The 13,207-nt window shown below is 59.7% G+C and carries 18 protein-coding genes and 3 pseudogenes; 9 read left to right on the forward strand and 12 right to left on the reverse strand.

The annotated features are described in order from the left end of the window. The first annotated feature begins 313 nt into the window (after positions 1–313). Positions 314–463 carry a hypothetical protein gene (locus AC245Y_RS04005; protein WP_017993257.1) on the forward strand — a complete coding sequence of 50 codons (150 nt, stop codon included), beginning with the start codon at positions 314–316 and terminating at the stop codon, positions 461–463. 145 nt (positions 464–608) lie between these two features. Then, entirely contained in the window at positions 609–959 is a 351-nt protein-coding gene (locus tag AC245Y_RS04010) for a cupin domain-containing protein (protein ID WP_026157277.1), read from the forward strand. Here the strand turns inward: AC245Y_RS04010 and AC245Y_RS04015 are convergent. The 7 genes and pseudogenes from AC245Y_RS04015 to AC245Y_RS04045 form a co-directional block, all read right to left on the reverse strand. Then, on the reverse strand, positions 925–1,605 hold the full coding sequence (locus AC245Y_RS04015) for a c-type cytochrome (RefSeq protein ID WP_245274002.1): 681 nt from the start codon (positions 1,603–1,605) through the stop codon (positions 925–927). The two genes, AC245Y_RS04010 and AC245Y_RS04015, sit on opposite strands and share 35 nt — an antisense overlap. A gap of 128 nt (positions 1,606–1,733) precedes the next feature. After that, positions 1,734–2,524 (reverse strand): annotated as a pseudogene (locus AC245Y_RS04020) (aldolase). A 303-nt stretch (positions 2,525–2,827) separates the two neighbouring features. Continuing rightward, positions 2,828–3,208 (reverse strand): response regulator, encoded by a 381-nt coding sequence (locus AC245Y_RS04025; RefSeq protein WP_017993260.1) that lies wholly within the window; start codon positions 3,206–3,208, stop codon positions 2,828–2,830. Between the two features lie 74 nt (positions 3,209–3,282). Beyond that, a complete protein-coding gene (locus tag AC245Y_RS04030; RefSeq protein WP_026157278.1) occupies positions 3,283–4,326 on the reverse strand; it encodes a sensor histidine kinase in 1,044 nt (347 codons plus the stop codon). A 365-nt stretch (positions 4,327–4,691) separates the two neighbouring features. Further along, positions 4,692–5,288 (reverse strand): general stress protein, encoded by a 597-nt coding sequence (locus tag AC245Y_RS04035; RefSeq protein WP_017993261.1) that lies wholly within the window; start codon positions 5,286–5,288, stop codon positions 4,692–4,694. A gap of 18 nt (positions 5,289–5,306) precedes the next feature. Beyond that, positions 5,307–5,624 carry a PepSY domain-containing protein gene (locus tag AC245Y_RS04040; RefSeq protein ID WP_012756441.1) on the reverse strand — a complete coding sequence of 106 codons (318 nt, stop codon included), beginning with the start codon at positions 5,622–5,624 and terminating at the stop codon, positions 5,307–5,309. Between the two features lie 345 nt (positions 5,625–5,969). Then, complete coding sequence (locus AC245Y_RS04045) at positions 5,970–6,359, reverse strand: RidA family protein (RefSeq protein WP_017993262.1); 390 nt, start codon at positions 6,357–6,359, stop codon at positions 5,970–5,972. Positions 6,360–6,514: 155 nt separating this feature from the next. Here AC245Y_RS04045 and AC245Y_RS04050 point away from each other — a divergent pair, with 155 nt between their 5' ends. After that, positions 6,515–7,108 carry a TetR/AcrR family transcriptional regulator gene (locus tag AC245Y_RS04050; protein ID WP_017993263.1) on the forward strand — a complete coding sequence of 198 codons (594 nt, stop codon included), beginning with the start codon at positions 6,515–6,517 and terminating at the stop codon, positions 7,106–7,108. Positions 7,109–7,600: 492 nt separating this feature from the next. Here AC245Y_RS04050 and AC245Y_RS04055 read toward each other — a convergent pair. After that, positions 7,601–7,731 (reverse strand): annotated as a pseudogene (locus tag AC245Y_RS04055) (ATP dependent DNA ligase); the annotation flags it as partial. A 247-nt stretch (positions 7,732–7,978) separates the two neighbouring features. Continuing rightward, entirely contained in the window at positions 7,979–8,617 is a 639-nt protein-coding gene (locus AC245Y_RS04060; RefSeq protein ID WP_245274003.1) for a transglutaminase-like domain-containing protein, read from the reverse strand. Between the two features lie 310 nt (positions 8,618–8,927). Here AC245Y_RS04060 and AC245Y_RS04065 point away from each other — a divergent pair, with 310 nt between their 5' ends. From AC245Y_RS04065 to AC245Y_RS04090, 6 genes are all read left to right on the forward strand, one after another. Further along, positions 8,928–9,242, forward strand: a complete 315-nt coding sequence (locus AC245Y_RS04065) for an ArsR/SmtB family transcription factor (RefSeq protein ID WP_012756446.1) — start codon at positions 8,928–8,930, stop codon at positions 9,240–9,242. Continuing rightward, a complete protein-coding gene (locus tag AC245Y_RS04070; protein ID WP_017993265.1) occupies positions 9,239–9,598 on the forward strand; it encodes an SRPBCC family protein in 360 nt (119 codons plus the stop codon). The genes AC245Y_RS04065 and AC245Y_RS04070 overlap by 4 nt, the downstream gene beginning before the upstream one ends. 46 nt (positions 9,599–9,644) lie before the next feature. Further along, positions 9,645–10,256, forward strand: coding sequence for an ATP-dependent Clp protease proteolytic subunit (locus tag AC245Y_RS04075; protein WP_017993266.1), 612 nt, complete (start codon positions 9,645–9,647; stop codon positions 10,254–10,256). 78 nt (positions 10,257–10,334) lie between these two features. Continuing rightward, complete coding sequence (locus AC245Y_RS04080) at positions 10,335–10,508, forward strand: hypothetical protein (RefSeq protein WP_157628319.1); 174 nt, start codon at positions 10,335–10,337, stop codon at positions 10,506–10,508. A gap of 85 nt (positions 10,509–10,593) precedes the next feature. Then, entirely contained in the window at positions 10,594–10,812 is a 219-nt protein-coding gene (locus tag AC245Y_RS04085) for a hypothetical protein (RefSeq protein ID WP_017993267.1), read from the forward strand. A gap of 158 nt (positions 10,813–10,970) precedes the next feature. Then, entirely contained in the window at positions 10,971–11,228 is a 258-nt protein-coding gene (locus AC245Y_RS04090) for a GlsB/YeaQ/YmgE family stress response membrane protein (protein WP_017993268.1), read from the forward strand. Positions 11,229–11,338: 110 nt separating this feature from the next. On the opposite strand, the pseudogene AC245Y_RS04095 reads toward AC245Y_RS04090, so the two are convergent. From AC245Y_RS04095 to AC245Y_RS04105, 3 genes and pseudogenes are all read right to left on the reverse strand, one after another. Further along, positions 11,339–12,222, reverse strand: a pseudogene (locus AC245Y_RS04095) (DUF1236 domain-containing protein). 101 nt (positions 12,223–12,323) lie between these two features. Then, positions 12,324–12,719 carry a DUF1236 domain-containing protein gene (locus AC245Y_RS04100; RefSeq protein WP_017993270.1) on the reverse strand — a complete coding sequence of 132 codons (396 nt, stop codon included), beginning with the start codon at positions 12,717–12,719 and terminating at the stop codon, positions 12,324–12,326. Between the two features lie 127 nt (positions 12,720–12,846). Next, positions 12,847–13,119 carry a BON domain-containing protein gene (locus AC245Y_RS04105; RefSeq protein WP_017993271.1) on the reverse strand — a complete coding sequence of 91 codons (273 nt, stop codon included), beginning with the start codon at positions 13,117–13,119 and terminating at the stop codon, positions 12,847–12,849. Positions 13,120–13,207 lie beyond the last annotated feature (88 nt).

Here is a 13,207-nt window from a genome sequence, read left to right on the forward strand (position 1 = left end):
GAGATCTAGCCGAGAGGACGGCTTGGCCGCAACTTACGGATTTGTAAGGTGATGGGTGGGGAGTGGCTTCAGACGCAACCAAGCGCCACCCGCCCTCGTCCTTCGAGGCTCCGGCCTTTGGCCTGCGCACCTCAGGATGAGGGCTAACCGTGGTGCTTGCATGGGCTACCGGCGCGTCTTGCCGCCGCGCTTCCATTGAACCAGGCTGCAACCTCTCTCCAGCCTCATCCTGAAGTGCCCCGAAGGGGCCTCGAAGGACGGGGCTGGCCTGCCGCCTCTCGCTCCGGTTGGCTGCGAAGCCAGTCCGAAAGATATGTCGATTTTCACGGTTGTTGCCGGTGTGCTTGCCGCAGAGCTCACCCCACCCTCCGTCTTCCTCGGGCTTGACCCGAGGATCCACGCCGGCATTCATCAGCAGCGGGCAATGGATCCCAGGCTCAAGGCCTGGGATGACGGAGGGTGAGGGGAAGCGTGTCGCCATGCCTCGCCCCACCTTTCTCGCTGGCGAGGGGACCACAAGACCGGAAACCTCCTCCTCGTGCGTCTCCCATCCGTCTTGGCGTGTAAAATTTCCGCGCTACCTCTGCACACGGCAAAGGAGGAAGACGATGAAGATGCGTAAGTTCACGGTCGCCGATGCGTCGTTGGAGCGTTCCCCCGGACAGGAGGCAGACATCTCCGTCGGCAATCTGGTCGACGAGCGGCACGGAGGGCCGATCACCATCGGTTATGGACGTTACGCACCCGGCCAGAGCCTGACCGAGACGATGGCGGTTGATGACGTGATGATCGTTCTGGAAGGCCGGCTTTCGGTCTCGACGGACGGGGGAACGGTCACCGCCGGGCCTGGCGAGATCGTCTACATGCCCAAGGGTGAAACGGTGACCATCCGCTCGCACGAGGAGGGCGCGCTCACCGCCTATGTCACCTATCCGCATTGGCGGCCGGCACACGCCTAGAGCGCCGGGCGGCGGCCCTATTCGGTCGATCGCCGACCCCCGAGCTGATCGTCAGAGGCCGGCAAGATAGTGAGCCATGGCAGCGATGTCGTCGGCCGACAAATTGCACCAACGCCGTCATGCGGGGCATGTTCGGGCGCTTGTTGTCGTGAAAGTCGGAGAGGGTTTTGATCAGGTAGTCCAGCTTCTGATTTGCGACGCGCGGAGTGTTGGCGTATCCGACGAAACCCTCGCGGTGGCACGAGGTGCACTTCTTCTCGACGTCGAGCGCTTGGAAGCGGGTCATGCTCGCTGCGTCGGCCGGCTCGCGGTAGGCGGGCCAAGGCAGTGCGGAGAAGTAGGCCGCAAGCGCCTTCATGTCGTCGTCGGAAAGATTCTTCGCGATCCGGCCCATGAGCTCGTCGGTGCGCGCTCCATTGCGATATTCCTGCAAAGCTATCAGCAAAGAGGACTCGTGCTGGCCGGCGATGATCGGCGTGTTCTTAACAGTCGGCAGACCTTTCCTACCGTGACACATCTGGCAAAGCTTGGCCTTGTGGGAGATTGCCGCCGGCGGTGGCGCAGCATTGTTCTGCGCTCCAGCCGGCAGCGGACCGAGGGCCAGAGCGGCGATGACGAATGGAGCGAGCGCGCTGCTGCAGGGCATGCGAGGCCTCCAGATGTATGAGGCTGATCTTATCAGAAGATGCAACCATTGGCGAGCGAACCCCCGTCGCCTCCATCCGACTATGGCTGCGTTTTTATGAGTTCACGCCCTAGACCGCGGTTTGTGGCTCAGCGCCTGTATTCGGGCTCGCTGCGATCGAGCGCGCGCTTGACGGACTCCAGATGGAGCCGGGCCGACTCCGGGTCGCCTTCGCGCATTTGCCGGTATGCAGCTTCCGCAATCTCAGGCGCGGCGGCAAGGACTTCGCGTCCGGTCGACAGGGCGAGCGTCTGCACTTCGCAGGCGCGCTCGAGGTAGTAGAGGTCGTCCCAGGCCTCGGCGATGTTAGGTGCGCAGACCATCACGCCGTGGTGCTTCATGAAGACGATGTCGGCATCGCCGATTGCGGCGGCGATCCGATCGCCCTCGCGCGCATCGAGCGCCAGGCCGTTGTAGTTCTGGTCGACGGCCGTGCGGCCATAGAATTTCAAGGCGGTCTGCCCGGCAAAGATCAGGGATCGCCCTCCGTCATCGAAAGGGCGGTGGCATAAGGCATATGGGTGTGGAACGCCGCCTTGGCGCGGGGAATGTTCTTGTGAATCCTGGCGTGGATGTAAAAGGCGGTGGCCTCGGGCTGCCCGCTGCCCGACACCACGTTGCCGTGAAAGTCGCAGATCAACAGCATCGAGGCCGTCAGTTCGGCAAAAGCGTAGCCATAAGGGTTGACGAGGAACAGGTCGTCATATCCAGGAACGACGGCCGAGAAATGGTTGCAGATCCCTTCCTCCATGCCGAGCCTTGCCGCCATCCGGAAGCAGGCGGCAAGATCGACGCGGGCCTGCCAGATGTCGTCCGTATCAAGTTTCGGCTGGTTGGGGCCGCCGGCGGGCGATGGGGCTGTGTTGAGGGAGTGCGCCATGGGGTCGTTTCAAATTGGTGTCGAAGGAGAGGGTGGCTACGTTCTGGATTACGCCCGGATCAGCCTCGCATCAAGCCGGCTGGAGACAAAGATGGTTGGGTTCGCGCCAATGGCTGCCCCTCACCCTAACCTTACCGGGGTCGAGCCCCTTGTCTCGACCCGTCCTCCGGACCCCCGTAACGGGTAGAGGGGACATGCCAAACGCAGCGTGGAGGTTGAGGGAGCCGGTGCGGCATATAGGACGCCGCGCAGTTCTTTCCACGTTGAGCAGTGATTGGTCTGAACGCCCCAATCCATCATGCCTCAGCCGTGCTTCCGGATCGACAGCAGATGAGCCATTGCATCGATAATCGCGTGGCTGTCGTAGGGTTTCGAGAAGAACCGGCTTCCGGTGGGGAGGCTGCTCTCTTCGAGGATTGCTGCGCCCGACGCAACAATCAACCTCACAGGCGGCCACCGATCGTTGATGTAATGGGAGAGCTTGATGCCGTCCATCGTGCCAGGCATCTGAACATCGGTGAACACCAGATCGACGTCGTCTCGGGATTCAAGGATGCCGATTGCCTCGTCCGCATCGCAGGCCTCCAGCGCTTCATATCCCGCAGATACCACCAGATCGACCGCACCCATCCGAATGATCGTGCTGTCTTCGACGACCAGGACGACCGCCTTGCCATTTCTCATCACTCACTCAGTTGAATTAGAGTTGGGAGCCTCGCAGGCTCCGATGGGATAGCGCGTAGGAAGCCATTCAGTTCCTACGCGGCCGTAGAAATGTCGCGGGAACCGGCGCTTTCCTGGCGGCTGATGGTGACGGCGGTGCCGGGATCCGCATCGCTCAGCTGAATTTCGCCGTTCAGGGTCTTTACCAGCGCCTCCACAATGCCAGTCCCGAGGCCCGCCTTTGGTGCTCCCGCAGGCATGCCGATGCCGTTATCGGTAACGGAGAGCGCCCAGTCGTCGCCGGATGATCGATAGTCGATGACGATTGTGCCCGTTCGCTCATCGGGAAAGGCGTGTTTGAGGGCGTTGATCGCAAGCTCGGTCACAATAAGCCCCAAGCGAACGGAAACGTCCGCGTCGACGGCGCTGTCGTCGGCCGTCACCTCAATCGAGAGCCTGTCCGGATCAGCGATCATCGATGCGCCGAGGCTTTGGCAAAGCTGAGTCAGATAGGTGCGGAGTTCGACCTTGCCGCCGCTGGACGTCGAGAGTTGCCGCTGCAGGGTTGCAATCGACATGACCCGGTGATGGGCGTTGTGGAGGTGCCCGCGCGCTTCCTCCGACTGGACCCGGCGGGCACTCTGCATGAGAACGCTGGCAATGATCTGGAGGCTGTTGGCCACCCTGTGCTGGACCTCCTGCAGCAGAATGGCATTATCGCGAACCAGATCATCTTTCAGCCGAGCCTCGGCGCGCACATCGGTCACGTCGGTGATGGCCAGAAGCAGTCGAATATGGTCGATGTCGCCGTCATCGAGCGTCCGCGCATTGACGACCAAGTGCCGCATTTTCTGGTTTGGCCTCTGAAAGTCGATTTCGTAGGCTTCGATGTTGGCACTTCCAGAGGCGGTAGCCCTCAGCAGTGATGCAAGCTTGGGCATCGCCCATTCGCCGTTGCCAATTTTGCTGAGGCGTTGGCCACAAACGGTCTTGGGGTCGATGTCGAAGGCCCGGCAGAACGACGCGCTCGCCGCGATGACCTTCAGGTCATCGGATAGGAACAGCAGCGGCTCGTTGGATGATACCACCACGGCAAGAGTACTCGCCGCTTCGAAATGCGCGATGGGGATTTTTTGCATAGGGAGGCCCTCATGGGCCGAAAACTCACGGAGCAAGTCATCACTCGGCAACAATGCCAACCGGCCAGAAGCTCGGCCCGACAAAGTGATGGTAACACGCCTGACAGGTAATCTCTTCATACTAAATATCGCGGCTGCCATGTCCATGCGATGAGCCGAGATGACGGATATTCATCGTCCAAATCATTATCCAAGCAGATGCGAGCGTTCGATTGTCGGCGGCATAAAGCTCGCCGTGCACTTTCGCCTCCCTCGGTAATCTCCGAAAGGGTTTTGTCCACTGCGGATCTCAAGCACCGACTGATGCTTGGATCAACGCTTCAACCCTCCTTGCGACATGCAAGGAGGGTTGGTCTCAAGGCCGGTTAGATCGTCCGCCGATAGCGGTCACGCTCTTGCGCGATCTGCTCAGGCGCATATGGATCGAGCGTGTCGTCGAACCGCGTCCAGCCCTGGTCGTTATAGGCACGCCGGCGTTCGATCGGGTCGACCCAGTTTGAACCCTGGAGAATAGCCTGCGCCTCGGAGGCGCGGACGTCGTCGACCTTGGCGGTGACCAGGCTGCCGCCGCGGCGGACACCTTCGGCATAGAGGTGAGCATCATCTTCCGGGACGCCGGAGTCGGTGAGGGCGCCGATCAGGCCACCGGCAGCACCGCCAGCGACAGCGCCGGCGACGGCCCCGGCCGCAGTCGCGGCAAGCCAGCCTGCGGCAACCACCGGTCCGACACCCGGAATGGCCATCAGGCCCAGTCCGGTCAGCAGGCCGCCGGCGCCGCCGACGGCAGCGCCAATGCCGGCGCCGGTCGCGGCATCCTCGCCAACGTCAGAGTCGCGATCGATGCGGCCAGCCTTGTTGGAGACGATGCTGATGTCGCTTGAGGGAATGCCTGCCGCTTCCAATTTGCTGACGGCGGAGCGAGCGTCCGAATAGTCGTCGAAAAGTCCGGTTACAGTTCTCATGATGTTTCTCCCTGGGGGTTACTTGGCGACGATGTTGCCTTGATAATCGAGGGCAATGGAGACGGCTTTCCCGTCCTTCATGCCGGCGGCCATCCAGATCCCCTTGTCATCGAGCTTGAGATCCTTGACGTCGGTGTAACCCGCTTCCGTAATGCGATCCTTCGCCTGGGCTTCGGTGAAGCTGTTGGCGCCCTCGACGGGTGCAGTCGGATTTTTGGTGTCCGGGGTTGCAACCGCAGGTGTATTTCCATCCGCAGATGGAGCCGGCGTTGTCTGGGCAAGGGCTGCAACGGCAGACGCGCAGAGAATTGTCGCCGCAAAGACGATCTTCTTCATATGTGTTTCCTCTCATTTTGCGGATCAGATGACGATCCATGCGCTGAAAACACGCAAGGGAGTTCTTTGTTCCCCAAGATTATGCAATTGATTTTTCTAAATATAAGGCAACGCGGCGGGCTGCGGGGTCATTCTCTACGGTGCCAGGGCAATGTAAGCAGACAGTAACGAGGGAGGGTAGCCGACGATCCACGGGCGCCTTGAGGAAACCTCTCGGAGTGAGGTCGGTCCTCTAACTCCTAAAGTTGTGCTGCTGTCAAATGTCCCAGGGCTGGCAGCGCGGGGCCGCTCTCCTGCCGGCACTTCGTGCGGGTGACGGATGCAGCCCCGGCGGTGTCAGTGACTTCACGGAATACGGGCGATGACCTTGATCTCGAAGTCGAAGCCGGCGAGCCAGTTGACGCCGATGGCGGTCCAGTTCGGGTAGGGCGGCGTGCTGAACATCTCCTGCTTGACGGCCATGATCGTTCCGAACTGGTTTTCAGGATCGGTGTGGAAGCTGGTGACGTCGACGATATCATCCAGCGTTGCGCCGGCGGCGCTCAGCGTCGCCTTCAGGTTTTCAAAGGCGAGCCGCACCTGGCTTTCGAAATCCGGTTCCGGCGTTCCGTCCGAACGGCTGCCGACCTGCCCGGATACAAACAACAGGTCACCGGAGCGGATCGCGGCGGAATAGCCGTGCTTCTCGTAAAGAGCATGCCGGTCGGCCGGAAAGATTGCTTCGCGTTTTGTCATTCTGGTCTCTCTTCATTGTTGACAACGACCGTTGAGCGCGACGTATCGCTTCACATCTCACGCCCCATTTGATATACGGTTCGTATGTGAAATGTATGAGATACGCATCGTATGTCAAGTCCATATACGCTTCGTATCTGAAATTGAGGGATTGAATGGCGAGGAAACGCAGTGAAACGATGCAGGAAAACCGCGTCAAGCTGATCGCGGCGGCGCGCAAGACCTTTGCGGAAAAGGGCTATTCGGCAGCATCGATGGACGAGCTGACGGCTGACGTCGGCCTGACACGGGGCGCGCTCTACCACAATTTCCAAGACAAGCGCGGGCTCCTGGCAGCGGTTGTCGATCAGATCGACACGGAGATGGCGGTGCGCGCTCAGGAGATCGGAGCGCGCGCAGGCAATGATTGGCAGGGCCTGCTTGCCGAGGGTGCGGCCTATATCGAGATGGCGCTCAATCCGGAAGTCCAGCGCATCGTCCTGCTCGACGGACCTGCGGTGCTGGGTGATCCCTCGCAGTGGCCGAGCCAGAACAATTGCCTGCAGGTGACCAAGAGCACGGTGGAGCGCCTGATCGCCCAAGGCATCCTCAAGCCGCTTGACCCAGAGGCGGCCGCCCGATTGCTAAGCGGCGCCGCTCTCAATGCGGCTCTGTGGATCGCCGCCAGCGAAGATCCGCAAAGCGTGATGCCAAAGGCGGTCGAGGCTTTTCACGCCTTGGCGGCAGGTCTGCTTGTGCAGCCTTTGTGATCTCCCAAGAGCCAAAGACGGCGAGATACTTTTACGGACCCAAAGAGTTTCGGCATGGCGGAACCAATCCTGCTGCCGGTGCACGCTCTAGATGGAGATGGCGAAGTGGATGGCACTGCTTGATCCAGCTGCGCCACCGCTGCTAGGCTTCGGACGTTGGGAGCATCGTAGTGGTTGATGGCGATTTAATTGTAAGTTGGATCATGTTCTGCGTGGTGGGCGCCTTTTGCGCTTACCATTGGTATTGGCTCATCAGGTCGATCATCTTCTACAGTAGAAACGGCTTCGATTTCCGCGAAGATTTCGGACCTGAGGCGTACTGGTCCGATCGGGGAGGTGATGATGATTGCGTGTTGATGAAGCCGAAAGAGAAATTCCTGATATTCTGGCCTTCTTTCGTGGTAATTACCTCTGTTATGTTGACTTTCATAGTTTTAGGTTTGACGGGAATTATTTAGCCTTGCGTCGGTTGCAGACCGAAGCTCTTGAACGTTATTCTAGGTCATAAACCGCCGCATTGTCCTCGCTCCCGCAGCCCCTTATATCGCATGCCGAAGCTTCGCGTCCTCCGTCGACGCCTTATATTCAATCTCTGCGATCAGCGTCGGCTGCAGCCAGACAACTCTTTCCGCTGGACGTGTCGCAAAAGTCAGTAGTTTTGCAACGCGACAACCACAGGCTCGCCTTGTGGGAAGCTGATAACCTCCTTTGGTAAAGGCCAGTCCGCTGTAGTTTCCGGCTCGCCGTCCCCGTCAACATCGGCGCTCCTGAGTCGCGAAGCGAGCTGGTCTAGCGTTGTCCTCGCCTGTTGCGACAACTCGGTTGAAATGGGGGAAAGGTCCTTTGATAGACCCCAGTAATCCCACGGCTTCAGTTCCAGCTTACGCAGGGCCGCGATTTCTCGAAGCAGGCTTCCCGCGACGAACCACTCCCCCCAAGGTTGAGGCTCGACACGCCAAATCGCGAGGCGATGCCCGGTTCGTCTTTAATCCGAAACCATGCCTCGTTTGCGGTTAGAAACCGGTCGCGCGGTACGTCCAATGTGTTGAAGGAAGCTCCACCGGCCGCCGCAAATTCCACATCGAGCCGTTTCCAGTGCTGGCCATCATGCCATTCGCAAAGCCAGTGATCTTCCCAAAAGTCGGGAACGATGTAGTCGGCAAAACCGACGCGAAGACGTGCCGGGATACCCTTGGCGCGAAAAGCGCTCGCTGCCAGAATTGCGAAATCCCGGCAGAGGCCACCAACCTTGATCTGCGTAGGATCGCCTTCAAACAAGTTGCCCTCGGCAGCAACTGCCAGAATCTCGGTTACGGAACGAAGCTCCAGATCGATGACCTGTTTAGTGGTAAAGCCTCGTTCCTTCGACTCGGCACCGCGAGGATGCTGCATGAACGAGCCAATCCTCCGGGCAATCAACTCCGGCGCGTCGCCCCCGAGCATCAAGGCTTCACGATACGGGCCGGGTTCCGAATAAATACTTTGGGAGGCATAGAAGGTTTTGCGCATTGTCGTCTCTCTCCGATCGAGGATTGAGACACGACAAGAAGGGCAAATTTTCAAAAATTGTCAATCGGGTGCCTGTCGCGAAAGTCCCGATTAAAGCGACGCTTGTTTTCCTGAATTTTGCGACGTCGCAGAACAGACGGTTTTGCGATGCCGGCAATGTCTGCTGTTGACGCAAATCCGCCGCGCGCACAGCGGGAAATATGCCGATCGCGGACTTTAGGGAATTGCCTTGGCATAGTCTCGGGCTCGAAGAGTTTTGCGGCCGCGAAATAGACTTGCGAATCGCATAAGTGTGTGCTTATGTGTTTGCATGATCGAGAGTGACATCTTCCGAGCCTTGGCTGACCCCACCCGCCGCGCGATCTTCGAGAAGCTGGCGGCGGGCGGCATGAACGCCAGTGCCCTGCGGGAGGGCATGGAGATCAGCCAGCCGGCAATGTCGCAACACCTCTCGGTTTTGCGGAGCGCAAAGCTCGTGAGGGAAGAACGGCAGGGGCGTTTCGTGAATTACGAAGTCGATCCGGACGGGCTGGCTCTCATCGCACAATGGTTGGCGAAATATCGCGCCTACTGGCCTGCCCGCATCGAAGCTCTCAAGGTCTTGCTGAAGGATATGGACCAATGAACGATGGAAAGGCCAAGGAGCAGAAAGACGGCATCGACCTGGAATTCGATCTGGATGAACCGCCGCAAAAGGTCTGGCGTGCAATCAGCATTCCGGAATTTCGGGAAAACTGGTTGCCGAAAGACGCTTTAGCCGATCCCACCCCGGCCACGATCACACCTGGCGAGGAGGTCCGTTACAGCCTGCGCGACGACGCTCCACCTTTCCTTGAAAGCACGGTGACGTTCACGATCGTCCCGAACGCGACCGGCGGCACCCGCCTGCGCATTGTCCACGAGCTGACCGACGCGAGGCTTGACCGGATGGCGAAAACGCCCGCGAACGGCAACAGTCCGCCCCTCATGCTCGCCGCCTGACGCGGCAAGCTCTCCCCGTTGATGTCTGCAAGATTGGAGTTCGCCGATGCGCGAAGCGATGCAACTCGTCCCTATGGTCATAGAACAATCCAGCAGAGGGGAGCGGTCTTTTGACATTTACTCCCGCCTTCTGCGCGAACGCATCATCTTCCTCAACGGCGAGGTCAACGATACCGTTTCCGCTCTGGTCTGCGCGCAGTTACTGTTCCTTGAGGCCGAGAATCCAAAGAAGCCGATCAATCTTTACATCAATTCTCCGGGCGGCGTCGTGACCAGCGGCCTCGCCATGTACGACACCATGCGTTTTATCCGCGCGCCAATTCATACGCTTTGCATGGGGACAGCCCGTTCTATGGGATCGTTCCTGCTGATGGCAGGCGAGGCCGGCGGAAGAGCTGCCTTGCCGAATGCCAGTATCCTCATTCACCAGCCATCCGGTGGCTTCCAAGGCCAGGCTTCCGACATGATGATTCACGCCGAAGAAATTCTGAAGACCAAGCAGCGCATGACGCGGCTCTACGCGGAGCATTGCGGACGCTCCTATGAAGACTTTGAGCGCGGGATGGATCGTGACCGCTTCATGACGGCGGAAGAAGCATTGGAATGGGGTCTTATCGACCGTATTCTAACGGTTCGGGAAGACACGGACAGTCTATAGACAGTTTCACGGACGCAAAGAGTCCAGACAGGGCGGAACCGTTGCTGCGGCTATCGGTTAATCCGCCGAGGTCGCGGCGTGCCAATCGGACGCGACGGAGATGGTGAACGCACCGGTTTTTCCGATTTCTCGGTGCGGGCGGAAACGCCAGGAGAGCACCTTACCTGTTCGCCGCGATCTCATCCCGGACAACAGGATTTCGCGATGATCGAAACCGTCAACCAGGGCCACACATCGATCACTGTCGCCTGAGCGCGGAAACCGCCGCCCGCCATCAAAGGCGATCGAACGGGCGAGCGACCATGATCCGTGTGGATCGATCAGAGGAGGAGAGGGCATGAGCGAGAATAGTTGGAAGGTCGGGCTTCGCGCGAAGCTGGAGCATCTCGTAGACGACCGCGTTGTCGCCGGGGCCAGGCAGCAGGACGTGTTCGTTGCGATCATCAAGGAGATCGGCAATCTGCGCGCAGCCCTTGAGCGCGATCCTGACCCTGCGGAGGACGATGTTGCCGTCATAGAGGAACCTGCGAACGATTGGCCCGCGGCCGACAAGTGACCTGAAGCCGATCGGGGAGGGGCACGAGACCTGTTGGGGCGGAGCTTATGGAACCAACTGGCGCCGCGGAAGGTTATAGTCTTGGCGATCGGTTTAGCTCGATCTGCGAGACGTGACAGCCCGCGCCGGCCGCTCATCATTCACAAGGGGGAATTGCTATGGAAAGTGCAGGTATCGGCTGGATCGCCGCAATCATCATCGGCGGCATTGCCGGCTGGCTCGCCGAAATGCTGATGAAGAGCAACATGGGCGTGCTGATGAATATCATTCTCGGCATTGTCGGCGCCATCGTCGCCAACTTTATCCTGTCGCTCTTCGGCGTCGTCCTAGGCGGATGGCTGGGTTATCTGATCGCGGGCTTCATCGGAGCCTGCATCCTGATAGCCATTGCCAGAATGGTCAGGCGGACGGCCTGATCAAACAGAAGGCGGCCCCGCAAACCGGCCGCCTTCATCACGTTTCGGGTTACCCCCGCTTGATTGCTCCCGGGATTCCGGCGGCGCAAAACGCCGCCGGGACATGCCTGTCAGACCTCGATGATGTAGACGATCGTCAGCGCATCGGGATCGACGATGACGATCCGACCATCAGCAAGGATGAAGAAGCGGTAGCTTTCGTACTGCGGAACGATCTTCACGATGCGTGGCGGCAGCGGTTCGAGACGAACCTTCTTCGGGATCGTCGTTCCGACGGAGACCGTGAAATTCACTTCCTTCACCGGCGCAACATGGACCTCCTTCACCACTGTGCGAATTTCGGTCTGCTGCTCGACGGAAATGTTGACGTTGGTCTTGGTGTTGGACGTCTGATTGTTCGTCGTTGTGTTGTTGTTGACCTTGGTTTCGGAAGAGCTTTTGCTCGTCGTCGAAGAGTTCTGATCGGTCGACCGTTTCGACGCATCGCCGCTTTGCGTGGTGGCGGCGTTGCCCGAGCCCTCTGCAGGCTTGGCATTTTGCGTGCTGCTCTTCGTGCCTGAGGTGGCCGAGCCGCTTGTATCGCTGCTGCCGGATTTGGCGGCCGGCTTCTGTTCGGTCGTGGTGGCGCCGCCGGTGTCTTGCGATCCGGGCTTGGCTTCCGTCGAAGACTTGCCGGAGGCACTTCCCTTTGTCGAAGAATTATCGTTCGAAGGCTGTTCGGCGCTCTTTTTCATGTCCGAACCCTGACCCGATTTTTGCTGCGATGACTGGCCCTTGCCTTGCGGGCAGGCTCCCGAAGCGTCGGGGGTGCAGTCGGCGCCGGTGCCGGTGGCGCTGGAGCCGGGCTGCGAACCGGCGTCCGTGCCCGTCTGGGAACCGGACTGGGCCTGGCCGCCGCTCTTGGTGTCCTGCTGAGCCGCGGCGGGCAGTGTGGCAAGCGGCGATACGCTGAGTGACAACGCTGCTACGAGCATGTGAGATGGTTGCTTTTCATGATCGATCTCCGAGGTTTCGGGCACGCGATGCCGCCACGCATTCTCATGCGTCGGATGCGTGCCCTGACTGTTGATAGGGGGCGGCGTCAGCCGCACGTGGTCACTGAATGACCTGGATGACCTTCCGGGAGGAAGGTTCGACGATCACACGCTGATCGTTGACGATCGCGTATGCATATTTCGGGTCGTCGGGAATTGGTGTGACGACCACGGTCTCCGGCAGGGGCTGTCCGACGACGACCTTCTCCTTCACCACGACGCGCGTGGTCGGGGCGGGAGCCTGCTGAACATAGGTCACCACCTGCTGCGGCGGTGGATCGATGACGCTACCTGCCACGCCGCCGACGATACCGCCGACAGCAGCACCGACCGGGCCGCCGACAATCGCACCCGTTGCAGCACCGCCTACTGCTCCTGTCACCGTCGAAGACTGCGCAAAGGCAGAGCTCGATGCCAACAAGATGCCTGCGGCGATTCCTATTACTTTGATATTCATCTGTTTTCCTCCTTGGATGCGGTTGATTCCGCTGCGGAGACAAACCGCAAGATCGAGGAAGTGTTCCAGACGTCGGACTTCATGCCGGGGCCGGTCCGACCTTGGTCCTAGCGTAGGATTCGCCCGCCTACTGCGTGGGAAAACGGCTGAGCATTCGGTCTTGGACGTTCTCCCAGCCGACGATCATCGCGGCAAGCGAGATGGCTTTGTCGCGGTCTGCGGCGTTGGTTATAAAGCCTTCGAGCAGGACGACAGGGCCGAGCATCCTGATCTCGATGGCACTGCTGTCGATATCCGGATCGGCGGAAAGGGCTGCTTCGATTGTGGCGATCGTGGATGCCGAACTGTGGCCTTGCGAGCAGCGCTCTTCGTGATTGTAGTTATCGGGGCCGAACTTCATATTCTCCTCCTGTTCCGCCCCTCCACGGACGTACACATTACCTCGCACTGGATATGAGCGGCGTGCCCTGACATCACCAGCCGGACTT

The sequence above is a fragment of the Rhizobium sp. SRDI943 genome (assembly GCF_057653695.1).